Here is a 21,427-nt window from a genome sequence, read left to right as displayed (position 1 = left end):
CTCCATGGCTGTCGAGGCGGCTGCACGCGCGGTGCGCCGCCTTCTGTGATCCGATGCCAGCCTGCCGGGGCAGGCCGCGGGCGCCATGTTGCAGGCCTGCGGCCATGGCCACAATCCTCTGTTCGGAATAGAGCCATAACCCTTGGGAATGTCGGCGGGAGCGTTGGCTCAGGCGCCGCCTTCACACCGCCAGGCGCGCTTGCGCCCGCTCCCGCCTGACCACGCCCAGCGAGAACATCGACAGCCCGGCAATCAGTGCCGGCACGCCGATCCACGCGAACAACGCCGGCATGCCCAGGCCCATCGACAGCATGGTGGCGCCGCCGACCGAGCCCACCACCGAGCCCATCCGGCCCACGCCGTTGGCCCAGCTGACGCCGGTGGCGCGGCAGTCGGTCGGATAGAAGCTGGCCGACAGCGCATTGGCGCCCACCTGCGAGCCCGAGATGCAGAAGCCCGCGACAAACACCGCCACGCCCGCGGCCACCGGCTCGGCGGCAACGCTGCCCACCGTGGCGATGCCCAGCGCCGCCAGCGCGTAGCTGGTGGCCAGCACATGGTGCGGGTTGAAGCGGTCCATCAGCCATCCCAGCGCGATCGCGCCGACCGTGCCGCCGACCTGGAACATGGTCGTCACCAGCGCCGCGGTGCGTAAAGAATGGCCGGTGCCGCGCAGCAGCGTCGGCAGCCAGCTCGACAGCAGGTAGATCACCAGCAGGCTCATGAAGAACGTCAGCCAGAACAGCAGCGTGCCGCGCAGCAGCGCTGGCCGGAACAGGTGCCGCACCGGCGAGCTGGCGGCGCGCTGCTCGCCGACGGCAAAGGTGGCGCCGCGCAGGTCTTCGTGCGGCGCGAGCTTGCGCAGCGTGGCGACGATGCGCTCGCGCGACTTGCCGGTCATCACCAGGTAGCGCACCGATTCCGGCAGCAGCCACACCAGCGCCACCGCCAGCCCCAGCGGCAGCACGCCGCCGGCGACCAGCACCGAGCGCCAGCCGAAGGCGTCGATCAGCCCGGCCGAGGCCAGTCCGCCCAGCGCCGAGCCCAGCGTGAAGCCGCAGAACATGGTGGTGACCAGGAACGAGCGCCGCTTCTCCGGGCAGAACTCCGAGGTCAGCGTGATCGCGTTAGGCATGGCCCCGCCCAGCCCGAGGCCGGTGATAAAGCGCAGCAGTACCAGCGTCCACAGGTCCGGCGACCACGCCGACGCCAGGCTGGCGGCGCCGAAGCACAACACCGACAGCACCAGCACCCCCTTGCGGCCAAACCGGTCCGCCAGCGGGCCGAACAGGAAGGCGCCGGCCATCAGGCCGCCCAGCCCGGCGCCGAACAGCGGCGCCAGCTGTGCCGGCGTCAGCTGCCATTCGGCGCGGATGGCAGGCGCGATAAAGCCGATCGCGGCGGTATCGAAGCCGTCGACTGCGACGATCAGGAAGCACAGTACGACGATGGTCACCTGGAACGCCGACAGCGGCTGGCGGTCGATGAACGCGGTGACGTTGAGCGGTTGGCTGGCAGGCATGGTGTCTCCTCCTTGTTGCCAGGATTAGGGCGAGTGAGGGCTGGCGGCTTCGTCGGCGGCCAGCTCGATGCAAGGGTTTTCAGCGCGGAAAGAACGCTGCGTTCAGCGATTTACAGCCAGGGCGTGGCGCTCAGGCACTTGTCGGCGCGCCAGCCGTGCAGCCATTGCAGCGCGTCGTAGATCTGCGCCTGGGTGCGGCCGGTCCACAGGCTGTTGCGCACCAGCCGGTCGACCCCCTTCGCGTGGTAGACGCGGCCCATGTCGCGCGCGGCATAGAGCACGCGCGCGGTGCGCGGGATGCGGGCCTGCTCGTACAGCCTGAAGGCCGCGGCGTAGTCGCCATCGGCGGCCTGCACCGCAGCGCCCAGCGTGACCGCATCCTCCAGCGCCTGGCAGGCGCCCTGCGCCACGTACTGGGTCATCGGGTGCGCGGCATCGCCGAGCAAGGTCGCGCGGCCGAAGCTCCAGCGCTCGACCGGGTCGCGGTCGGCGGTGGCCCAGCGCTTCCATGAGGTCGGACGGTCCAGCATCTGGTGCGGCAGCGGGTGGATGCCCGCGAAGTACGACAGCACTTCTTCCTTGCTGCCCTCGCGCACGCCCCAGGTTTCCTGCTCGCGGCTGTGGAAGGTCACCACCAGGTTGTACTGCTGGCCGCCGCGCAGCGGGTAATGCACCAGGTGGCAGTGCGGGCCGGCCCATACCACCGGCGCGTTGACCTGCAGGTCCTGCGGCATGTCGGCCACGTCGACCACGGCGCGGTAGACCACGTGCCCGGTCACGCGTGGCTCGTCGCCGATCAGCGCCTGGCGGATTGCGGACTTGACGCCGTCGCAGCCGATCACCGCATCGCCGCGATGGTGCTCGCCATGCTGGTCGATCACGGTCACGCCGTACTGGTCCTGCAGCAGCTGTTCCACGCGCGTGCTGGTGCGCATCGTGATCAGCGGATGATCCTGCACGGCCTCGAGGATGGACAGGTGGATATCGACGCGATGGATCACGCCATAGGGATTGCCGAAGCGCTTGCGATACGCCTGGCCGACATCGACTTGCGCGATCACGCTGGTGTCGATGGCATCGCGCAGGCTGAGGAAGTCGGTAAAGACCGTGCGGCCGCGCGCGGCCTCGCCCACGCCCAGCGCATCGAGCGCGGCGAAGGCATTGGCGGCCAGCTGGATGCCGGCGCCGATCTCGCCGATCTGCTCGGCCTGCTCCAGCAGTTCGATGCGGATGCCCTGGCGCGCCAGCGCCAGTGCCGCGGCCAGGCCGCCGATGCCGCCGCCGATGATGAGGACCTTGGCGGTCGTGTTGTGGGTTTCGTTTTGGGTGCTGCTCATTGCTGTCTCCTGGCCTGCGCCGCTGGCGTCAGGCGATGTAGTCCGGCTGGCGCGCGGGCGCGGCCTGGGCGAAGGCGGGATGGGTGCTGGCGTGGGCAAAGACGGCCATCGCGCGCTGGTAGCGATTCAGCTCGCAGCCCATGCGCAGCGCGTTGGCCACCTGCGGCACCAGCGCCACATCGGCCAGCGTGGGTGCATTGCCGAAGCACCACTTGCCGTGGCCGTGGCGCGCCAGCAGCCGTTCGACGCCGGCCATGCCTTCGTCGATCCAGTGCCGGTACCAGGCATCCTTCTGCTCGGGCGTAACCTTCAGCGTGTCCTGCAGGTAGCGCAGCACGCGCAGGTTGTTGACCGGGTGGATGTCGCAGCCGACCAGCATCGACAGCTCCAGCACGCGCGCGCGCTGCTCCGGATCCTGTGGCAGCAGGCACGGCTCGGGATGGCGCGCGTCCAGGTAGTCGATGATCGCGAACGACTGCCCCAGCGTGAACTCGCCATCGACCAGCGCGGGCACGGAAGCCGACGGGTTGATGCCATCGACATACTCGGCGTGGCGATGCTGGCCGGTGCGGATATTGACGGCCAGGTAGTCGTACGGCAAACCCTTGAGGGCCAGCGCGACGCGCACCCGGTACGAGGTGGAGCTGTTGAAGAAGCTGTAGAGCTGCATGATTCGGCTTGCCTGTTTCAGACCACGCGCACAGTCAGTTCGCCCAGGCCGTCGACGCCGGTGACCATGGTGTCGCCGGCCTTGACCGCGCCCACGCCCTCGGGCGTGCCGGTGAAGATCACGTCGCCCGGTTCCAGGCGGAAGAACTGCGACAGGCAGGCCACGGTCTCGGCCACCGACCAGATCAGGTGCGACACATCGCTGCGCTGCTTCGTTTCGCCATTGACCGTCAGCCAGATGCCGGCCTGCTGCGGGTGGCCGATAGCGCTGGCGCGGTGGATCGGGCCGACCGGCGCCGAGGCGTCGAAGGCCTTGCCGATTTCCCACGGGCGGCCCATTTCGCGCATCTTCATCTGCAGGTCGCGACGGGTCATGTCGAGGCCGACGGCGTAGCCCCACACGTGTTCGAGCGCCTGCCCGACGGGGATATCCGAGCCGCCCTTGCCGATCACCGCGACCAGCTCGGCCTCGTAGTGATAGTTCTGCGTCTGCGCGGGATACGGCAGCTCGAGCGTGACGCCAGACTGCACCGGGACGATGGCGTCGGCCGGCTTGCAGAAGAAGAACGGCGGCTCGCGCTCGGGGTCGAAGCCCATTTCGCGGGCGTGGGCGGCGTAGTTGCGGCCGACGCAGTAGACGCGGCGCACGGCGAACTGGTCGTCGCTGCCGGCCACGGGAATGGCAACGGTGGCGGGAGGCGTGAAGACGTAGGACATGGTGAGGCTTCCAGTGATGGGTCAGGTAAGCGCCGCCCGGCGGTACCGCATGGCTCCGCCGGGCAGCGGCTTGGTCGGGGTTGCCGGCTCAGCTGCGCGCTTCGCGCAGCAGGTTCAGCGCGGACAGCACCGGCCGGTCGGAATAGCTGAACAGCACGGCGTCTTCCAGCGCGCCGAGCTGCACCGGCGCCCACGATGGCGCCACGAACACATCGCGCGGCTCGAACTGGAACTGCGCATCGCCGATGCGCACCGTGCCGCGCCCTTCCACCACGCTGTACACGGTGGCGTCGGTGCTGCGGTAGGTCTTGCCCTGGAACCCCGCCGGCAGGTACTGCATGAAGGTGGCGATGGTCGGCATCGGCCAGCCGCCGGTGGCCGGGTTGACATAGCGCAGCTTGACGCCGTCCCAGGGATCGAGCTCGCCGTTGCGGTAGAGCTGGTCCAGCGCCTCGCGCGAGCGCGCATACGGGTAGCTGAACACCGGCGAGGTGGGATCGGTCACGCGATGCCGCACCGGCACCATGTTGTGGCCAAAGCGGGCAAAGCTGTCGCCCTCGGCGCGGGTCACGGGCTGCTGCGATTCGGGGTAGTTCTCGGCAAAGCCGGCGTCGAACTGCTGCACCATGGGGATGTCGAGGCCATCCAGCCACACCACCGGCTCGCCGCCCTCCTCGACCGACGGGTTGCCATGGTCATGCCAGGTCCACGACGGCGTGATGATGAAATCGCCGGGATGCATGGTGGTGCGTTCGCCGTTGACGGCGGTCCACGCGCCCTTGCCTTCGACGATAAAGCGCAGCGCCGACTGCGTATGGCGATGGCTGGGCGCGATCTCGCCCGGCAGGATCAGCTGCAGGCCGGCGTACAGCGTGGAGGTGATGCTGGACTTGCCGGGGATGCCGGGGTTCTCCAGCACCAGCACGCGGCGCACCGCTTCCTCGGCGCTGATGACGCCGCCGGCCTGCATCACCAGCGGGCGGATCTGCGCGTACTTCCAGATGGCGGGAACGATCTGCGGCCGCGGCTGCGGCGGCACCAGGGCGTGCAGCGACTCCCACAACGGGGTCATGTGGCTGCGGCCGATTTCTTCGTAGTAGGCCTGGCGGGCCGGGTCTGGGGTGTGCTCGGACATGCTGTCTCCATAACTTTGTACAAGGCGTTCGGGAGCGCTTTGGGCGGGTGCCTGCATCACTGCGCACCGTCTGTGTTGTCGTTATACGCCCCGCCCTATAAGATCTGAAATGAAGTTTTCATCTTATCGATACGATTTACCGTATAGGTCACGCCCCATGGATTGGACCCAGAGACTGCGCCTGCGCAACCTGCAGATGCTGCTGAGCCTGGCCGAGACCGGCAACATGAGCCAGTCCGCCGCCATGCTGAACACCACCCAGCCCGGGCTTTCCAAGTGGCTGAAGGACCTCGAGGACGATATCGGCCTGCCACTGTTCGAGCGCCAGGCGCGCGGCCTGCGGCCCACGCCCTACGGCGAGTCGCTGATCGAGCACGCGCGCCGGATCGAGGCCCAGCTCGATACCGCCCGCGACGACCTGCAGGCCATGCGCGACGGCGGCAGCGGCATCGTGGTGGTGGGCACCTCGGGCGCATCGGCGGCCGACACCGTGCCGCTGGCCGCGCTGCAGCTGATGCAGCGCATGCCCCGCGCCAGCGTGCGGCTGCTGGAAACCACCATGGACCGGCTCATGACCCAGCTGGCGCGCAGCGAGCTGGATATCGTGGTGGGCCGCTCCGCGCCGGAGCTGCAGGATGCACAGATGCGCACCGAATCGCTCTATATGGAGCCCATCCACTTCGTCGCGCGGCCGCGGCACCCACTGCTGCAGGGCGGCAAGGTGGCGTGGGACGACCTGTACCGCCACCGCTGGGTGGTATGGCCGCGCGGCACGCCGATCCGCAATGCCCTGGAGGGCGCGCTCGCCAGCGCCGGTCGCGCGCTGCCGGCGGACTGCGTGGAGAGCAATTCCACCGTGCTGAACCTGACCCTGTTCAACAACAGCGACATGGTCGGGCTGGCCTCGCACCGCACCGCGCGCCGGCTGGAAGAGCTGGGCGCGCTGCGCATCGTGCCGCTGCGGCTGGCCGGGTTCGGCTCGGTGTCGATGTACTGGCGCGCGGACGGCGAGTCGCGCGCGGCGGTGGCGGCGATGCTGGATTGCCTGCGGCGGGCGGCGGGGGCGCAGCAGGTGCCAGCGGAGGGCGCCGCTGGCTTAGGGGGATAACCCATGGATAACCCATAGGTATGTCGCCCGTGCCCGCGGCGCTCAAGGGCGGCCGCGGCCGTCATTGGGTGTTGGCGGCGCGGGCGTCGCGGCGCCGCGGGCCGGCACTTGGCCGCCCGCCGACGCATAATGTCGGCACCTGCACTCTCCGGTGCCCGCCATGCAGCTTCTCGACGCCCGCGTCCGCGACCTGCTCCGTCATCCGGGGCGCTTTCTGTGGCGCACGCTGGTCCAGTTCCGCGCCAACCAGGGCCTGTTGCTGGCCGGAGCGGTGGCCTACTACGCGCTGCTGTCGATCGTGCCGTTGCTGATCCTGATGGTGATCGCGCTGTCGCATGTGATCGACCCGCAGCTGTTGCTGTCGACGCTGGCGCGCTACCTCGAGTGGGTCGTGCCCGGACAGTCCCGCGCGCTGGTGCCGGAGCTGGCGTCGTTCCTGCGCACCCGCGCCACGGTCGGCTGGGTCTTGCTCGGCACGATGCTGTTCTTCAGTTCGCTGGCGTTCACGGTGCTGGAAAACGCCATGTCGGTGATCTTCGTCCATCGCGTCGCGATCCGGCGCCGGCATTTCCTGATCTCGGCGGTGCTGCCTTACTGCTATATCGCGGTGCTGAGCCTGGGGCTGCTGCTGGTGACAGTGGTCTCTGGGGGGCTGATCGCGATCGGCCAACGGCACGTGGAAGTGCTGGGCCATGACTGGTCGCTCGACCGGCTTTCCACCACGCTCCTTTACCTGCTCGGCTTCCTTGGCGAGATCCTGATGCTGACGTCGATCTACATGGTGATGCCGGTCGGCCGGCTGTCCTTGCGGCATGCGCTGTGCGGCGCGGTGCTTGCCGCGGTGCTGTGGGAGATCTCGCGCCATGCGCTGGTGTGGTACTTCACCACGCTGTCGCAGGTGGGGCGGGTCTATGGCTCGCTCACCACGGCGATCGTGGTGTTGCTGAGCCTGGAGATCGCGGCGACGCTGCTGTTGCTCGGCGCGCAGGTGATCGCGGAATTCGAGCGCAGCGGCTGGGAGCGGCCGCCTGCTTCGGACGCTCCCGCCGGCGAGTTCCATACCTGACGTGCGCCAACGAGGATTGCAGGGGTGCGGCGCGGCGGATTATGCGAATCCCCCGTTTGCGCGCAGCACCTGCCCGTTGATCCAGCCACCATCCTCGCCGGCAAGGAACGATACGACGCGACCGATATCCTCGGGCGTCCCGAGCCGTTCGAGCGGAGCGAGCCGCGCGATCTGGTCGATCTGCTGCGCACTCTTGCCATCGAGAAAGAGCTCGGTGGCCACCGGCCCCGGCGCCACGGCATTGACGGTGATACCGCGCCCGCGCAGCTCGTTGGCCAGTACCCGGACCAGCCCCTCCACGCCGGCCTTGGACGCAATGTACGGCCCATAGGACGGGAATGACTTGGCGATGACGCTGGTCGATACCGCAATGATCCGCCCACCCGTGCCGACGTTTTCGGCCGCTTGCGCCAGCACCAGGAACGTGCCGCGCAGGTTGGTCGCAATGACCTTGTCGAAGTCGGCCAGGCTGCCGGGCGCGATCGGTGCCAGCGGCATCACGCCGGCGCAGTTGGCGACCACGTCGATGCCGCCGAATGCCGCCTTCGTTTCGGCAAAAAGCCGGGCCACATCATCGGGGCTTCCGACATCGCCCTGGATCGCGATGGCCCGGCCGCCGGCCGCTTCGATCGCCGCGACGGTGTCGCGGGCGTGCGCCACATGGCCGGCATAGCCGACCGCAACGGCAAAGCCGTCGGCCGCGAGACGCAAAGCCACGGCCCTGCCTATGCCGCGCGATGCGCCGGTGACAATGGCCGCTTTGATGGGGTTCGTAGTCAGGGTGTTCATGGGAAGGCTCCGGGAGGGACAAGGCGACATGCCGTTGGAGCCAATTGTGGTTGTTCGCGCCGATTAGATAAATGGTGCAGAATCGCCAAATCAATTCAACCAGCCTCAACAATAGTCACATCCCGTGGACCGCTTCGATTCCCTGCAACTGTTCACCCGCATCGTCGAATTGGGCAGTTTCAGCCACGCCGCGGCCGCGCTCGACATCCCGCGCGCCACCGCCACCCATGCCATCAAGGCGCTCGAGACGCGGCTCGGGGTCCGGCTGCTCGAACGCACGACGCGGCAGGTCAGGCCGACCCTCGACGGCCAGGCGTTCTACGAGCGCTGCGTCCACCTGCTGGCTGAACTCGACGACGCCGAGTCGTCTCTGCAGCACGTGGCGGCGAATCCGCGCGGGGTGTTGCGTGTCGACATGCACGGGACCCACGCAACGAAGATCGTGCTGGCGCGAATCGACGAATTCCGGGAGCGGTATCCGCGCATCGATCTGGTGGTATCCGGCGGCGACCGGCTGGTGGATCTGGTAAGGGAAGGCGTCGATTGCGTCGTCCGCGCGGGCACGCCGCGGGATTCTTCACTGGTGGCGCGGCGCCTGGCGCTCATGCCGCAGGTAGTGTGCGCCAGTCCGGCCTACCTGAAAGCATTCGGCACGCCGCAACATCCCGACCAGCTCTCCAGGCACGAAGTCGTGAAATTCTTCTCGCGTAGCGGCGCGGCCGGCTATCCGCTGGAGCTGCACGTCAATGGGCAACTCGAGGCCTTTTCACTGGGAGGGTGGATGTCCGTCAACGATGCCGAAAACTATGTCACCGCCGCCCTGCGCGGCTGCGGGCTGATCCAGGTGCCGCGCTTCCACGTCGACGACGCCTTGCGCGAGGGGCAACTCGTCGAGGTCCTGAGCGATTGGCCCAGCCCGGACCTGCCGGTGTCGGCACTGTATCCGCATCACAGGCAGCTGTCTCCGCGCGTGCGCGTGTTCGTCGACTGGCTGGTGGCTCTGTATGCGGAGGCGTTTGGATAGTGTGAGTTCCATGCCTGAGCCCTTCTGTCTCAGGCCAGTGCAGAATCCATGCTGGAGGAAATGGCATCCGCTCCCGCGGCATCGAAGGCGCCGATAAAGACCAGCGCGGAGTCGCTGAATTCGCCGAATCCACCGAATTCGCCAGCTTCGCCGTGCGGCATGGACCGCATCCGCATCCTGCCCCCGACCACGTGTACCTCGTGCAGCCGCGGATCGGCCGCCAGCCTGACCAGGCCCTTCGCGCGCAGCAGCCGCACAGGCAGACTCAACAGCGCCTGGCGTAGCCGCGCCTTGTCGAAGCTGCGGCCGGTCTGGTAGGCGAAGCTGCGGATGCCCGCATGTGGCGCGGGCCGGGGCCAGCCAGCGTGCGCCTGCAGCACGCCGGTGCTAGCCGGCGTCGTCATGGCTGCGTCGATAAAGACTGACAAAGGCAGGTCGCCATCGCAGGCTTCCAGCACCGTGGCGCGCGGCGCAAGCGTACCGATGGTCCCGAGCGTTGCCGCTGCACTGCCGGCAGCGCACAGGTCGGTCTTGGTCAGCGCCACCACCGACGCGCCCGCGATCTGCTGCCGCACCATCTCGCCGACCAGCGGGTCGCGCAGGCTGTCATGCACGGTGGCGGCATCCACCGCCACCAGCACCGCGTTGAGCCGGAACGCCGGATCGAGCAGGCCGATCTGTGCGATGCGCTGCGGGTCCGACACACCGCTGGCCTCGATCACCAGCAGGTCGGGCCGCACGTCGCGGTCGGCGATTGCCAGCATGGCCTCAGCCAGCCGGCCGCCGATGGAACAGCACACGCAACCATTCTCCAGTTGGATTACATCGTCGCTGCGTGTTCGGATCAGCGCGGCGTCGATATTGATCTCGCCAAAGTCGTTCACCAGCACGGCAATGCGCAGCCCTTGCGCATTGGCCAGCAACCGGTTCAGCAGCGTGGTCTTGCCTGCGCCCAGGTAGCCGCCGACGACGACCATCGGGATCGGAGGCCGGGCGTTCATCGCGCAGGTGCCTGGAACACGCGGCCGCCCAGCACCGTGCCCCACACGCGCACACCCTTGAGTTGCGCCGGATCCACGGTGACGGGATCGTCCTCCAGCACGGCAAAGTCGGCCAGCTTCCCGGGCGCGATGCTGCCGATGCGATGGTCGAGCCCGAGCGTGTAGGCCGCGCCCATCGTGACCGCATGGAGTGCGTCCGCCACCGTCAATCGCTCGGCCTCGCCCATGTCGCGGCCCGAGGCGCTATGGCGCTGCACCGCGCACCAGGCGGTGAAGAGCGGGTTCAAAGGCGTGATCGGCGCATCGGAATGGATCGCGAACGGAATGCCGAGGCGCCGCGCGGTGCCCGCAGGGTTCATGCGCGCAGCGCGCTCCGGGCCCACGGTCTGCGTGGCATGGGCATCGCCCCAGTAGTACAGGTGGTTGGCGAAGAAGTTGATGCACACCCCGAGGCGCTTCGCCCGCGCCAGCTGCGCCGCATCGGCAAGCTGGCAGTGCTGCAAGGTGTGGCGATGGTCGGCGCGCGGATGGCGCGCCAGCAGCGCTTCCAAGGTGTCGAGCACGACCTCGGTGGCTTCGTCACCGTTGGTATGGATGTGCAGCGGCAGACCGGCCAGGTGGAAAGGCGCGAGCGCGTCGAGCAGTTGCTCGGGCGGGATCAGCCACAAGCCGTTGGGCTGGCCGCCGGCGTAGCCGGGTGCGCGCAGCCTCGCGGTAAAGCCCTGGATCGAGCCGTCGACGATGAACTTGACCGGGCCGAAGTGGAGCTTGTCGGAGCCGGCGGCGGCGGCCTGCTGAACGCGTGCCGGCCCGCCCCGCGCGTCGCGCTGCGGTGCGAACGCAGGCACGATGCGCAGCGGGAAGCCGTCATCCGACGTCACCGCATGCAGCGTTTCGAGGCCTTTAGCCGAGAGGTCATTGACCAGGTCCGTCGCCGTGGTCACGCCAGCCAGTTGCGCCACGCGCCCGAAGCGGCGCACCGCCTCCGCGTCCTCCGCCGCAGCCAGAGACAGGCCGCGCCCGATTACGCGCTGCACCGGGAACATCGCCGCGAATTCCTGCAGCTCGCCGGTGGGCTTGCCGCCCGCGTCCTTGTGCACGCCGTCGATGTCGGTGTCTTCATCGATGCCGGCCAATGCCAGCATCGCCGAATTGACATTCATCAGGTGCACGCTGGCATGCATCACCACCACCGGCCGCGTCGCCGATATGCGATCCAGCTCGCGCACCGACAGCCGCGCGGTGCCGAAGTAGATGGGATCGAAACCCCACGCCAGCAGCGGCGTGTCGGGGTCTTGCAGACTGCCGGCGGCATCGGCGAGGCGTTCGATGACTTCGTCCAGCGTACGCAGCCCACGCCAAAGCCTGCCATCGGGATCGCGGCGGTCGAAGTAGCCGACATAGACCGCGTCCCACATCGCGCCTTCCATCAGGTGGCAGTGGCCTTCGACCATGCCGGGCATCAGTACCTTGTCGCGGAAAGTGTCGACCACCACCGCGTCGGGCCATGGCGTCATCTCCGCCGCGCCGCCGACCGCAAGGATCTGCCCGTCGCGTACCGCGACATGGGTTGCTTCCGGCTGCGCCGCTTCCATCGTGAGGATCTTGCGCGCGACGAATACCTGCGTGCGCGCCGTGTCGTTGTGGGTCATCACTGGTTGCATGAGTCGTAAGGATCAGGCCGGCTGCACGCGCGCCAGGCGCGGCGTGTAGTTCGCCACCACGGTCACCAGCAAATTGACCGCAAGGCTGACCAGGCCGAGGTTGATGCCGCCGAAATCGGCCTGCTGCGCGTACAGCGCAATCGCCAGCCCCTGCCCGCTAAGGATCCCGAGCGCGATCGCCATCGGCCGCACCTTCAGCGAGAACAGGATCACGATGACGCCGGGGAAGAACTGCGTCACGCCGTAGTAGGTGGTGTTGATCAGCGTCAGCATCAGGTTGGGCGTGGCCAGCGTCATCGCGATCGACAGCACCAGGTACACCACGATCACCACCTTGGCGCCCTGCTTCTGCCGCTGCTCGGGCATGCCCGGCAGCAGGTTGCGCGTGACGATCGGACCGATCGCCAGGCAGATGCCGGCCAGCACCAGCAGCCCCGACAGCGCGGCGCCCGCGGTCACCAGCCCGAGCAGCCAGTCCGGCAGCAAGCGCACCGCCGCCGCGAAGAAGGCTTCATTGGGCGAGGCCAGCTGCAGGTTCTGGCTGATCGCGTAGTACGACGCCAGCACCAGGAACGGGTACATCAGCATGTACAGCGGCATCGCCACCTGCGTGCGGCGGATGGTGTTGGCGCTCTTGGCGGTGAAGAAGTTCTGCACCGCGAACGGCATCACGTAGAAGCCCAGCGCCTGGAACAGCATGGTGCTCATCGAGAAACGCAGCTGCGTGTCGTTCATCTGGTTGCTGACCTGCAGGCTGGCGGCATGGAAGACATCGCCCACGCCGGCCTTCCAGCCGACCGCAACGCCGGTGGCGACGATCGCCACCACCATCAGGATGTCTTTCAGGATGGCGATGTAGGCCGACGCACGCACGCCGGAGATGGCGATATAGGTGAAGGCCAGCGCCGCCGAGATCAGCACCAGGTATACGGGATCGAACTCCCAGCCCAGCCCCTTGAGCGCCGCCACCAGACCGGTGAACTGCAGCTGGCCCCATGGCAGCAGGAAAAAGATGGAAGATCCGGCGACGATCAGCTCGAGCGCGCGGCTGCCGTAGTGGCCCTTGAACAGGTCAGGCAGCGTGATCGCGTTGTAGCGCGCGCCGGCTTGCCAGATCTTCGGCCCGAGGAAATAGCCGAGCGGGTAAGCCAGCAGGATGTACCCGAGGAACCAGACGCCATACGTCGGGCCCTTGGCATAGATGCCGCCGGGAAAGCCCACCATGGTGCCGATGCTGTAGATCTCGCCGGCCGCCAGGAAAAACACCAGGTAAGCGCCGAACTGCCGCGAGGCGACGAAGAAGTCATGCACGCTCTGCGCACCGTGGCCCTTCCCGGAGCGGATGGCGAGATAGAGCGAGAAGACGATAAAGCCAAGGAATACCGCTGTGGTCATGGCTGTTCTCCCTCACGCTTCATGCGCCGCGTCGGCGGCGTGGCGGTCGTACAGCAGCCAGCACGCCAGCATGCAGCCCGACGTCAGGACGAACCAGGCAAAGATCCAGGCGTAGATAAAGGGCACGCCGAGCACGAAGCGCTCGACGGTCGCCACCCAGGGCAGCAGCCCGATGACGCCGATATATGGCAGGCCGAGGCCGATAAACAGCTTGAGCATGATGTCTCCGGTTTCCGATGGACGGTGGATGGCGGGCGCCGTGTGCGCTGTCACCGGGCCGCTCTTGTGTTCCGGTCATCATAGGGAGCGCCGATATATGATTCAAATGCAAATATCGAACCGCTCCCATAACTAACACGCATGGGATTCCGCATGGACACACAGAAACTTCTGCACCTGCTCGCCATCGTCGAACACGGCACCTTCTCCGAGGCTGCACGCGCCGTGCACCTGACCCAGCCGGCGCTGAGCCGCAGCATCCGCGCGCTGGAGCACGAGCTGAAGGCGCCGCTGTTCGACCGCGGCGCGCGGCGCGCGCGCCTGACGGTGTTCGGCGAACTGGTGGCCGACCGCGCCCGCCGCATGCGGCTGGAAGAACGCCAGCTGCGCCGCGACCTGGAGCTGCTGCGCGGGGGCGAGGAAGGCTCGCTGACGATCGGCGTGGCGCCCGCGCCTGCCGCGCTGCTGCTGACGCCGTTCCTGATCCACATGGCGCAGGCGCACCCGCGCATCAAGGTCCGCACCGAAACCGGCGCCACCAGCGCGCTGCTCGACGCGCTGCGGCGCGAGACCATCGACGCCATCGTCGGCGACGCTTATGTACTGCGCGCCGCCGACGATGTCGACATTGAACCTCTGGGCGAGTTGCCAGCCGGCCTGGTGTGCCGCGCCGGCCATCCGATCCTGCGCAAGCGCCGCATCGATATCGAGGCGATCCGGGCCTACCCGGTGGCGACCACCACGCTCAGCACCATCGTCAGCCGCCAGCTGGCCGAGCTATGGGGGCCCGGGGCCGCGCCCGACAAGCTCTTCACCCTGCACTGCGACAACCTCGACATGCTGCGCAGCGTGACACTGGCCACCGATACGCTGCTGTTCGGCGTGCTGTCGATCACGCGGCAGGAACGCGCCGCGGGCGTGATGGCGGAAGTGCCGATGCCCCCCGACCCGCGCCGCTGCGGCCGCTACGGCATCGCGCGCATGGCCGCGCGCTCGCTGTCGCCGGCGCTGGAGACGCTTTACGCCTTCACGCGCGAGCACTGGAAGGAATTGTCGTCGGCGCCGGCCAGGCAGGGCGCGCGCCGCTGACCTGCCCATCACCGCTGATGTATGCTCCGCCTGATTCCCAGCTCAAACCCGGCATGACCGATTCCACGCCCGACCGCCCCCGCCGCCTCACCATCCACGACGTCGCCCGCGCCGCCGGCGTGTCGCTGACCACGGTCTCGCACGCGCTTAACGATCGCGGCGTGCTGGACCCGGCCACGCGCGCTCGGGTCAAGCGCATCGCGGCGGAGCTGGGCTACCGGCCCAGCGTGCGGGCGCAGCGGCTGCAGTCGGGACGCGCCAACTGCATCGCGCTGCTGTCGTCGATGCCGTTCGCGGTGGCGGGCGGCACTTCGCGGCTGGGCTTCATGATGGAGGTGGCTGCGATCGCGGCCGAGGCGGCGATGGGCCGCGGGCTGGGCGTGGTGCTGGTGCCGCCGCTGGAAGGCGCGGGCGGGCTGCTCGATACGCTCGATATCGACGGTGCCATCGTGATCGAGCCGATCGCCGGCGACCCGCATATCGCGCGGCTGCGCGAACGCGGCGTCAGCATCGTCTCGATCGGGCGCGAGCCGCTGACCGAGACCCCGGTGCCCTGCGTCGACCTGCAATCGGCCGAGACCGCGCGGCTGCTGCTGGCGCACCTGCACGGCCACGGGCGGCGACAGATCGGCCTGATGATCGGCGCGGCGCCGCGGCAGTCATATGTGGAAACGGAACGCGCCTACCGCGAGTTCACGCAGGCGCTGGGGCTGCCCTGCCATGTCGTCAAGGCGGCGGAGGAACACGGCGAAGCGGCGGGCGCCGAGGCCTGCGCGCAGCTGCTGGCGATGATGCCGGGGCTGGATGCGCTGTGCGCGCCGGTCGATGCCTTCGCGGTCGGGGCCATGGCGCACTTGCAAGGGCTGGGCAGGCGCGTGCCCGACGATGTGCTGGTGGTGACGCGCTACGACGGCATCCGCGCGCGCAGCGCGCAGCCGCCGCTGACCGCGGTCAACCTGCACCTGGAGCGGGTCGCGTCGCTGGCGGTGGAACTGCTGTTCGCGCACCTGTCGGGCGAGCGCAGCCGCACGGTCATCACCGGACCCAAGCCCGAACTGGTGGTGAGAGCGTCGTCGATGCCGGAGGCTTGACGGACTCTCGGGAAGCGATGTGCCGGACTTCGTAGATGCGCCGGCCCTCTCCCCCGCCCCTCTCCCGCACGCGGGAGAGGGGAGCAAACAAGCGGGCAATAAGATCCAGAGGGATCTCCAGCGACAGCGCGTGCGAGCGTAGCGAAGCACTCCGTGCCAGAGCAAAAGACCTGAGATAGGGAGCGCGCGCAGCGCAGCCGAAGGCGTCCCACCAATAACGTGCTTAGCAGGCGGCCACCGACCTAAAGTCGGGTTCGTCCATCCGACCTCGAACGCCAGGCACTTCCTGGTAGCGTCAGCAGGGTGGAACCGCCAACCGCCTCACCGCAAGTCACCACCGTTAGAACCGCCAACGCCGCCATGGCCAGCCGCCCAGGCGACGCGCTCTTTGCCTCCTTTCTGTCGCTCGGACAGAAAGGAGGTCGCCGGCTACGCCGGCGAAACAGCAGCGCCCGCCAAGCACGACACCGCATTCAACACCCCCAACCCCTTAACCCCTAACCAACACCACCACCCCTGACACCAACGCAAACCCCAACACCCCCACCCTCAACATCCTTTGATTAATCCGCCGATGCACCAGATGGCTGGCGACCATGCCGACGCCCAGCACCGGCAGCAACCCCGCGGCATAGAACACCTGCTCCATGCCAAGCTTGCCGCTCAACGCCAGCACCACCAGCGAGATCACCTCGCCCACCAGGAAGCACAGCGCCACCGTGGCGCGCAAGGTCGCCACCGGCGCGTGCTGGTACGCCAGCGCCAGCGGCGGCCCGCCGACGCCAGTGGCCGTCTCCGTCACGCCAGTGATCAGGCCGGTAGAAGCAAAGGTCAACCGCCCCGGCGTAAACGCCGGCGCCAGCAACGACACCACCGCCGCGGCAATGGTGCTGCCGCCGACCAGCGCGTTTAGCCACGCCATCGGCATCGCCACCAGCACCCACAGGCCGCCGAAGGTGCCGGCCACGCGTCCGGCGCTGATCCAGCCGGCCCCGCGCATGTCGATGGCGTGGCGCTCGCGCCAGGCCACGTAGGCGTTGAGCGGCAGCATCGCCAGCAGCAGCGCGCCCGGCAGCATCGCCGGTGCGGCCAGCGCCAGCACCGGCACCACGATCAGCGCGAAGCCCATGCCGGTGGCGCCCTGGATCAGCGCGCCGGTAAACACGGCCACGCCGACGCTGAACAGGGTCATGTCCATGCTCATGCCGCCTCCGTGCCGGCATGGCGGGCGCGATGCACGTCGGCGGCGTCATGCAGCTTGCGGATCGGCGCGCCGGCGACGGTGTGCTCGGCCATGGCATGGATGTCGCGCATCAGCGCGCGCGCGTCCCAGTCGGTGGGCCAGCCCTGCCACAGGCGCAGGCTGCCGTCGACAAAGACCGCGCGGATCTGGTCGCGGTTGGCCAGGCGCACCAGCTCCCAGGTCAGGTCCCACGACGGCGTCAACTCTGGCACGTCCAGGTCGACCAGCAGGAAGTCGGCGCGCTTGCCGGCAGCGATCTCGCCGGTGAGCGCGCCCAGCCCGGCCACATCGGCCGCGTCGTGCGTGGCCATGTCGACCCAGCGCCAGCCCGCGCCGCAAGACGAATCGCCCACGCCGATGCCGAAGGCGAAGCGCTGCGCGGCCTCGGCATAGTCGAGCAGGCGGAAGCCGTCGCTGCGGGTGCCGTCAGTGCCCAGGCCCAGGCGCACGCCGAAGGTGGCCATGGTCTCGGCCGGCGCCACCGCGTTGCCCTTCCAGGCGCTGGCGACGGGGTTGTAGGCGACGGCGGCGCCGCTGTCGGCCAGCAGCCGGATCTCCTGCGGCGTCACCAGCGTGGCGTGCGCGAGCAAGGCCGCCGGGCCGAGCGCGCCGATCGCGGCCAGATGCTCGATCGGCCGGCGCCCGCACCCGTTGAGCGAGCGCTCCACCGCCACCAGGTGCTCGTTGGCATGGGTCTGGAAGATACGGCCGGACTCGGCGCACAGCTGGTAGACGTGATGCAGCATCGCGTCCGAGGCCACCTCCGGGATCGAGATCGCCAGCGACGGCGCCACCAGCGCATCGCCGGCGTAGCGGTCCAGGTGTGCGGCGGCGCGGCGCAGGATGGGCGCGGCGTCGAGCGTTTCGGCGCCGGGCTTGTCGTTGCAGATCAGCCCCAGCACGCAGCGCACGCCGGCATCGCTGACCGCGCGCGCGACCGCGTCCAGCCCGGCCTCGCTGCGCGTGCCGGCATCGACCACGGTGGTAAAGCCGCCGCGCAGCGCTTCCAGCGCCGCCAGCTTGGACGACAGGTACAGGTGCTCCGCCTTCAGGCTGCCCTCCAGCGGCACCCACACACGCCGGAAGATCTCCGACGGCTCGCCGAACACCAGCGACTTGCCGAACGACTGGGTCAGGTGGTGATGGGTGTCGATCATGCCCGGCATCAGCAGCATGCGCGGCAGCGGCAGGGTCTCCAGTTGCGGGTAGCGCGCGGCGACGTCTTCGGCGGGGCCGACCGCGGTGAAGCGGCCGCCCTCCACCACCACCGCGTGGCCGCGTACCGCGCCCTGGCGCAGCAGGGTCCATTCGGGCAGCAGGATGCGCGGGCGCTGGAAGCTGTCCGGCGCCAGCGCCGGGTTGAGGTCGCCGGGCCAGGCCGGCGTCGAGGCATAAGGTTCGGTCATTGCAATGCAGGAAGCGGGGTCAGTGCGTGGCGGCGGCATCGTCGCGCGCGATCGCGCCCGTGTCAGCCGTCGCGGTGCGCAGACCCGTATGGAAAAACAGGAAGTTGAGCAGCGCCGCGGTGATGGCGCCCATCGCCACGCCATTGCCCACCAGGATGCGCAGGTTGGCCGGCAGGCCGCCATAGATGCCCGGCACCAGGATCGGCAGCAGGCCCACGGCCAGCGCCACCGCCACCACGTACATGTTGGCGTGGTCGCGCAGGTCTACCTTGCGCAGCATGTCGATGCCCATGGTGCCGACGATGCAGAACACCACCAGCCCGGTGCCGCCGACCACGGCCTCGGGGATCGCGCTGATCAGCGAGGACACCGGCACCAGCAGCCCGAACGCGACCAGGATCGCGCCCGACATCGCCGTGACAAAGCGCGAGCGCACGCCGGTGGCCCGCACGATGCCGATGTTCTCGCCGCTGGTGATGATCAGCGAGGTGCCGAACATCCCGCCCAGCAGCGAGGTCAGCGCGTCGGCGCGGATGGTGCGCGGCACGTCGCGCTGCTGGTCCACCGGCCGGCCCACGGCATCGCTGATCGCCAGGGTCTGGCCGGTGGCCTCCACCATCGAGATCACGGCGAACACCATCAGCGGGATCGCGGCCACCACGTCGAAGGTGGGCCAGCCGAACGGGAACGGCGTCGGCAACGCCAGCAGCGGCGACATCGACACCTGGCCCAAGTGGAACGCGCCGGCCAGCCCCGCCACCAGCGCCCCGCCCAGCAGCCCGAGCAGGATCGCCAGCTGCGCCAGCATGCCGCTGAGCCAGCGCGATGCCGCCACGGTGCAGGCGATGGTGGCGAAGGCCAGCAGCAGGTTGAGCGGATCCACCGCGCTGCCCGCGGCCGGATGGCCGGCGACCAGCTTGCCCGAGACCTGCGCCAGGTTGATCGCCACCAGCAGCAGCATGGTGCCCACCACCACCGGCGGGAAATACCGCAGGCAGCGGCGGAACACCGGCAGCACCAGGAAGTAGAAGACCCCGGTCAGGATCACCGCGCCGGCCGCGGTCTGCACGTCGGTCTGCTGCGCGATCAGGATAAACAGCACGATCGGCGCGCCGCCGGGCAGCATCACGAACGGCAGCCGCGCACCGATGCCGCGCTTGCCCAGCGACTGCAGCAGCGTGCCCAGGCCGCAGATCACAAAGGTGGCGCTGAGCAGCTGCACCGCCAGCGCGGGCGGGAAGTTGAGCGCCTTGCTCATCAGGAAGACCGACGCGATCGGCGACGCGGCCATGACCAGTACGTGCTGAAGGCCGAAGACGAACAGGCGCCGCCATGGCAGCCGTTCATCCACCGGCGCGGGGGCGGGGTGGGACATTGCTTTGCTCCTCGTTTGGTGTGTCGGGCGTTGTGCCGGTGGCGCTTCGGCCACTGGCTGCGTCTGTGCGCAATTCGCCGCAGATATTATCGATTTCCGCTAACAAAAACGTTTTTGTAAGTGTAGGGAAACCCAATTTGCGATGCAAGCGGTTTTGTCGGCGAGGCAGCCGTGGTCTTCCCCTATATCGAATAAATCGATAACGGCTAGCAGCAAAACCCGTTTCACAAGTTGATGAGGCGGCGTCAAAGTACCCGCCACAGCGCCTTGCGCGCCACAACATGCCCCCAAAGGAGACGACCCATGCGAGACAAGAACCGTCCGGCGCAATCTGCCGACCACGACCGGCCGCTATCCAGGCGGCGCCGTTTGGTGCAGGGCGCAGGCCTGCTGGCGCTGGGCGCTTCGCCGCTGGGCACGCTAGCCGCGCAGGCCGCGCGCGCCACCGATGGCGTGACGCTGGCCGACGGCCCGCGTCCGCTGGTGCGCTATCCCGGCAAGCGCCCACTGGTGCGCGTCAGCACCCGGCCGCCGCACCTGGAGACGCCCTTCTCCGCCTTCAACGAGGGGCCGATCACCGCCAACGACGCCTTCTTCGTGCGCTACCACCTGGCCAACCTGCCGCTGTCGGTGGATCTGGCCACCTACCGCCTCAGCGTCGGCGGCCACGTCGGCAAGCCGCTGCAGCTGTCGCTCGATGAACTGAAGCGGCTGGCGGAGCCGGTGCACGTGGTCGCGGTCAACCAGTGCTCGGGCAACAGCCGCGGCTTTTCCGAGCCGCGCGTGTTCGGCGCGCAGCTGGCCAACGGCGCGATGGGCAATGCGCGCTGGACCGGCGTGCCGCTGCGCAAGGTGCTGGAGCACGCGGGCGTCAAGGCCGGCGCCAAAGTGGTGACCTTCAACGGCATGGACGCGCCGGTGCTGCCGGGCACGCCGGACTTCCGCAAGTCGCTCGATATCGCCCACGCGATGAACGGCGAACCGCTGCTGGCGTGGGGCATGAACGGCGAAGACCTGCCGCTGCTCAACGGCTACCCGCTCAAGCTGGTGGTGCCGGGTTATTTCGGCACCTACTGGATCAAGCACCTGCACGAGATCGAGGTGCTCGACCGCCCGTTCGAGGGTCATGATGCGTTCTTCATGACCAAGGGCTACCGCGTGCCGGACAACGATTGCCAGTGCGTGGCCCCCGGCACGCCGGCGGCCAGGACACGGCCGATCTCGACGCTGGCCGTGCGCAGCTTCATCACCAGCGTCGAAAGCGGCGGCAGGCTGCCGGCCGGCCGCTCCGTCGAGCTGAAGGGCATTGCCTTCGACGGCGGCTCCGGCATCCGCACGGTCGAGGTTTCGGTCGACGGCGGGCAGAACTGGCAGGCCGCGAAGCTGGGCGAAGACCTGGGCCGGTTCTCGTTCCGCGCCTGGCACTTGCCGGTGAAGTTCGCGCGCAAGGGCCCGGCGGTGCTGATGGTGCGCGCCACCAGCAACAACGGCGAAACCCAGCCGGCCAAGGCCAACTGGAACCCCGCCGGCTATCGCCGCAATGTCATCGAAGCCACGCCGGTCACCATCGCCTGAGG

The 21,427-nt window shown here is 68.6% G+C and carries 19 protein-coding genes; 6 read left to right on the top strand and 13 right to left on the bottom strand.

Annotated features, from left to right (window positions below):
* Positions 1–181: 181 nt before the first annotated feature.
* The 5 genes from C7416_RS23675 to gtdA all read right to left on the bottom strand — a co-directional run bounded on the left by C7416_RS23675 (position 182) and on the right by gtdA (position 5,380).
* Positions 182–1,522 (bottom strand): MFS transporter, encoded by a 1,341-nt coding sequence (locus C7416_RS23675; RefSeq protein ID WP_111521191.1) that lies wholly within the window; start codon positions 1,520–1,522, stop codon positions 182–184.
* Between the two features lie 110 nt (positions 1,523–1,632).
* Positions 1,633–2,859 (bottom strand): 3-hydroxybenzoate 6-monooxygenase, encoded by a 1,227-nt coding sequence (locus C7416_RS23670; protein WP_111521190.1) that lies wholly within the window; start codon positions 2,857–2,859, stop codon positions 1,633–1,635.
* Between the two features lie 28 nt (positions 2,860–2,887).
* The gene (gene maiA / locus C7416_RS23665; RefSeq protein ID WP_111521189.1) at positions 2,888–3,529 is read right to left on the bottom strand and encodes a maleylacetoacetate isomerase; all 642 of its coding nucleotides are present in this window, start codon (positions 3,527–3,529) and stop codon (positions 2,888–2,890) included.
* A 17-nt stretch (positions 3,530–3,546) separates the two neighbouring features.
* Positions 3,547–4,245, bottom strand: coding sequence for a fumarylacetoacetate hydrolase family protein (locus tag C7416_RS23660; protein WP_111521188.1), 699 nt, complete (start codon positions 4,243–4,245; stop codon positions 3,547–3,549).
* A gap of 88 nt (positions 4,246–4,333) precedes the next feature.
* Complete coding sequence (gene gtdA, locus C7416_RS23655) at positions 4,334–5,380, bottom strand: gentisate 1,2-dioxygenase (protein ID WP_111521187.1); 1,047 nt, start codon at positions 5,378–5,380, stop codon at positions 4,334–4,336.
* 157 nt (positions 5,381–5,537) lie between these two features.
* On the opposite strand from gtdA, the gene C7416_RS23650 reads away from it, so the two are divergent.
* Positions 5,538–6,488, top strand: coding sequence for a LysR family transcriptional regulator (locus C7416_RS23650; protein ID WP_111521186.1), 951 nt, complete (start codon positions 5,538–5,540; stop codon positions 6,486–6,488).
* 160 nt (positions 6,489–6,648) lie between these two features.
* Positions 6,649–7,554 carry a YihY/virulence factor BrkB family protein gene (locus C7416_RS23645; RefSeq protein ID WP_111521185.1) on the top strand — a complete coding sequence of 302 codons (906 nt, stop codon included), beginning with the start codon at positions 6,649–6,651 and terminating at the stop codon, positions 7,552–7,554.
* 39 nt (positions 7,555–7,593) lie between these two features.
* Here the strand turns inward: C7416_RS23645 and C7416_RS23640 are convergent, their stop codons facing one another.
* A complete protein-coding gene (locus C7416_RS23640) occupies positions 7,594–8,343 on the bottom strand; it encodes an SDR family oxidoreductase (protein ID WP_111521184.1) in 750 nt (249 codons plus the stop codon).
* A 124-nt stretch (positions 8,344–8,467) separates the two neighbouring features.
* Between C7416_RS23640 and C7416_RS23635 the strand changes: the two genes are divergently transcribed.
* Positions 8,468–9,367, top strand: coding sequence for a LysR family transcriptional regulator (locus C7416_RS23635; protein WP_111521183.1), 900 nt, complete (start codon positions 8,468–8,470; stop codon positions 9,365–9,367).
* A 29-nt stretch (positions 9,368–9,396) separates the two neighbouring features.
* Here the strand turns inward: C7416_RS23635 and C7416_RS23630 are convergent, their stop codons facing one another.
* From C7416_RS23630 to C7416_RS23615, 4 genes are read right to left on the bottom strand one after another with little or no spacing between them, the layout of a single operon-like run.
* The gene (locus tag C7416_RS23630) at positions 9,397–10,368 is read right to left on the bottom strand and encodes a CobW family GTP-binding protein (RefSeq protein WP_111521182.1); all 972 of its coding nucleotides are present in this window, start codon (positions 10,366–10,368) and stop codon (positions 9,397–9,399) included.
* The gene (locus tag C7416_RS23625; RefSeq protein ID WP_111521181.1) at positions 10,365–12,020 is read right to left on the bottom strand and encodes an amidohydrolase; all 1,656 of its coding nucleotides are present in this window, start codon (positions 12,018–12,020) and stop codon (positions 10,365–10,367) included. Before C7416_RS23625 ends, C7416_RS23630 begins: the two co-directional genes overlap by 4 nt.
* Positions 12,021–12,044: 24 nt before the next feature.
* Positions 12,045–13,427: a sodium:solute symporter family protein gene (locus C7416_RS23620; protein WP_111521180.1), complete on the bottom strand. Its 1,383-nt coding sequence runs from the start codon at positions 13,425–13,427 to the stop codon at positions 12,045–12,047.
* Between the two features lie 12 nt (positions 13,428–13,439).
* The gene (locus tag C7416_RS23615; protein ID WP_111521179.1) at positions 13,440–13,646 is read right to left on the bottom strand and encodes a DUF3311 domain-containing protein; all 207 of its coding nucleotides are present in this window, start codon (positions 13,644–13,646) and stop codon (positions 13,440–13,442) included.
* 153 nt (positions 13,647–13,799) lie between these two features.
* On the opposite strand from C7416_RS23615, the gene C7416_RS23610 reads away from it, so the two are divergent.
* Both C7416_RS23610 and C7416_RS23605 read left to right on the top strand, forming a co-directional pair.
* Positions 13,800–14,735: a LysR family transcriptional regulator gene (locus tag C7416_RS23610; RefSeq protein ID WP_111521207.1), complete on the top strand. Its 936-nt coding sequence runs from the start codon at positions 13,800–13,802 to the stop codon at positions 14,733–14,735.
* A 53-nt stretch (positions 14,736–14,788) separates the two neighbouring features.
* The gene (locus C7416_RS23605; protein ID WP_111521178.1) at positions 14,789–15,826 is read left to right on the top strand and encodes a LacI family DNA-binding transcriptional regulator; all 1,038 of its coding nucleotides are present in this window, start codon (positions 14,789–14,791) and stop codon (positions 15,824–15,826) included.
* 490 nt (positions 15,827–16,316) lie between these two features.
* Here the strand turns inward: C7416_RS23605 and C7416_RS23600 are convergent, their stop codons facing one another.
* Genes C7416_RS23600 through C7416_RS23590 form a run of 3 tightly spaced genes read right to left on the bottom strand, consistent with a single transcriptional unit; the run spans position 16,317 to position 19,850 of the window.
* Positions 16,317–17,024 carry a sulfite exporter TauE/SafE family protein gene (locus tag C7416_RS23600; RefSeq protein WP_081479531.1) on the bottom strand — a complete coding sequence of 236 codons (708 nt, stop codon included), beginning with the start codon at positions 17,022–17,024 and terminating at the stop codon, positions 16,317–16,319.
* A gap of 2 nt (positions 17,025–17,026) precedes the next feature.
* Entirely contained in the window at positions 17,027–18,475 is a 1,449-nt protein-coding gene (locus C7416_RS23595; protein WP_111521177.1) for an amidohydrolase family protein, read from the bottom strand.
* 19 nt (positions 18,476–18,494) lie between these two features.
* Positions 18,495–19,850: a uracil-xanthine permease family protein gene (locus tag C7416_RS23590; RefSeq protein ID WP_111521176.1), complete on the bottom strand. Its 1,356-nt coding sequence runs from the start codon at positions 19,848–19,850 to the stop codon at positions 18,495–18,497.
* A 303-nt stretch (positions 19,851–20,153) separates the two neighbouring features.
* Between C7416_RS23590 and sorA the strand changes: the two genes are divergently transcribed.
* Positions 20,154–21,425 carry a SorA family sulfite dehydrogenase catalytic subunit gene (sorA, locus tag C7416_RS23585; RefSeq protein ID WP_111521175.1) on the top strand — a complete coding sequence of 424 codons (1,272 nt, stop codon included), beginning with the start codon at positions 20,154–20,156 and terminating at the stop codon, positions 21,423–21,425.
* Positions 21,426–21,427: the final 2 nt, after the last annotated feature.

The organism is Cupriavidus phytorum (assembly GCF_003254285.1).
Lineage (GTDB): Bacteria > Pseudomonadota > Gammaproteobacteria > Burkholderiales > Burkholderiaceae > Cupriavidus > Cupriavidus phytorum.
This window is presented reverse-complemented; position numbering and strand designations above follow the sequence as displayed.

Coding starts and splice junctions, on each gene's coding strand:
- C7416_RS23615 (WP_111521179.1), bottom strand. CDS start 13,646: ATGCTCAAGCTGTTTATCGGCCTCGGCCTGCCATATATCGGCGTCATC.
- C7416_RS23660 (WP_111521188.1), bottom strand. CDS start 4,245: ATGTCCTACGTCTTCACGCCTCCCGCCACCGTTGCCATTCCCGTGGCC.
- C7416_RS23590 (WP_111521176.1), bottom strand. CDS start 19,850: ATGTCCCACCCCGCCCCCGCGCCGGTGGATGAACGGCTGCCATGGCGG.
- C7416_RS23645 (WP_111521185.1), top strand. CDS start 6,649: ATGCAGCTTCTCGACGCCCGCGTCCGCGACCTGCTCCGTCATCCGGGG.
- C7416_RS23625 (WP_111521181.1), bottom strand. CDS start 12,020: ATGACCCACAACGACACGGCGCGCACGCAGGTATTCGTCGCGCGCAAG.
- sorA (WP_111521175.1), top strand. CDS start 20,154: ATGCGAGACAAGAACCGTCCGGCGCAATCTGCCGACCACGACCGGCCG.
- C7416_RS23595 (WP_111521177.1), bottom strand. CDS start 18,475: ATGACCGAACCTTATGCCTCGACGCCGGCCTGGCCCGGCGACCTCAAC.
- C7416_RS23670 (WP_111521190.1), bottom strand. CDS start 2,859: ATGAGCAGCACCCAAAACGAAACCCACAACACGACCGCCAAGGTCCTC.
- C7416_RS23650 (WP_111521186.1), top strand. CDS start 5,538: ATGGATTGGACCCAGAGACTGCGCCTGCGCAACCTGCAGATGCTGCTG.
- C7416_RS23620 (WP_111521180.1), bottom strand. CDS start 13,427: ATGACCACAGCGGTATTCCTTGGCTTTATCGTCTTCTCGCTCTATCTC.
- C7416_RS23610 (WP_111521207.1), top strand. CDS start 13,800: ATGGACACACAGAAACTTCTGCACCTGCTCGCCATCGTCGAACACGGC.
- C7416_RS23640 (WP_111521184.1), bottom strand. CDS start 8,343: ATGAACACCCTGACTACGAACCCCATCAAAGCGGCCATTGTCACCGGC.
- maiA (WP_111521189.1), bottom strand. CDS start 3,529: ATGCAGCTCTACAGCTTCTTCAACAGCTCCACCTCGTACCGGGTGCGC.
- C7416_RS23675 (WP_111521191.1), bottom strand. CDS start 1,522: ATGCCTGCCAGCCAACCGCTCAACGTCACCGCGTTCATCGACCGCCAG.
- C7416_RS23605 (WP_111521178.1), top strand. CDS start 14,789: ATGACCGATTCCACGCCCGACCGCCCCCGCCGCCTCACCATCCACGAC.
- C7416_RS23600 (WP_081479531.1), bottom strand. CDS start 17,024: ATGGACATGACCCTGTTCAGCGTCGGCGTGGCCGTGTTTACCGGCGCG.
- gtdA (WP_111521187.1), bottom strand. CDS start 5,380: ATGTCCGAGCACACCCCAGACCCGGCCCGCCAGGCCTACTACGAAGAA.
- C7416_RS23630 (WP_111521182.1), bottom strand. CDS start 10,368: ATGAACGCCCGGCCTCCGATCCCGATGGTCGTCGTCGGCGGCTACCTG.